Source organism: Pacificimonas flava (assembly GCF_000342165.1).
Taxonomy (GTDB): Bacteria; Pseudomonadota; Alphaproteobacteria; order Sphingomonadales; family Sphingomonadaceae; genus Pacificimonas; species Pacificimonas flava.
The window spans coordinates 1-884 of the sequence record NZ_AMRV01000038.1 but is presented as its reverse complement, the minus strand read 5'-3'; the positions used below and the strand labels follow the sequence as shown (position 1 = coordinate 884).

2 tRNA genes and 1 rRNA gene are annotated in these 884 nt (G+C 55.9%); all 3 read left to right on the top strand.

What is annotated here, in order from left to right:
- Positions 1-26 precede the first annotated feature (26 nt).
- Positions 27-103, top strand: a tRNA-Ile gene (locus tag C725_RS15070).
- Between the two features lie 38 nt (positions 104-141).
- Positions 142-217, top strand: a tRNA-Ala gene (locus C725_RS15065).
- Positions 218-477: 260 nt separating this feature from the next.
- A 23S ribosomal RNA gene (locus C725_RS15060) occupies positions 478-884 on the top strand; the annotation flags it as partial.

Here is an 884-nt window from a genome sequence, read left to right as displayed (position 1 = left end):
TCCTTGCCCGCTATGATGGCGTGGAGGGGCCGGTAGCTCAGGTGGTTAGAGCGCACGCCTGATAAGCGTGAGGTCGGAGGTTCGAGTCCTCCTCGGCCCACCATGATCCTTGCCTTCGGGCGGGGTCGTGACGATTGGTGCGGGGCCTTAGCTCAGCTGGTAGAGCACCTGCTTTGCAAGCAGGGGGTCAACGGTTCGAACCCGTTAGGCTCCACCAACATCTCCGGGATGAAGATATACGGGATCCGGCCTCTGGCCGGTAGCGCCGCGGTTTATCCTGCGGTTTTGCGATCATTGACATTGTGAATGGGTTTGAAAATCGATGCCGATCGGGATGTGTGCATCCGGTCAGCGCCGTGTGGGTCGTACCACTGGTGTCTGGTTGGGGGCGCAGCATTTCAGATCAAGCTGAGATTAAATAGTTCTATATTGCCGTTGGCATGCGCGTTCAGTGCTGCCGATGGTGGTGTGGACTCTCAAGTGTGAGGTAAGAGCATTTGGTGGATGCCTTGGCATGCACAGGCGATGAAAGACGTGGCACACTGCGATAAGCCATGGCGAGACGTGAGCAGTCTTTGACCCATGGATTTCTGAATGGGGAAACCCAGCTTCTCCAATAAATCATAACGGGCGGTCCGGTTTCGGCCGGTTTGTCCGCTACGGTTTATTGGGGCGGTTATCTTCAAGATGAATACATAGTTTTGGAGAAGCAAACCCGGAGAACTGAAACATCTCAGTACCCGGAGGAAAGGACATCAACCGAGACTCCCGTAGTAGTGGCGAGCGAACCGGGACCAGGCCAGTGCTGGCAAGTGCGTTAGCGGAAGCCTTTGGAAAGAGGCGCCGTAGTGGGTGACAGCCCCGTACGCGAAAACAATCTTGTC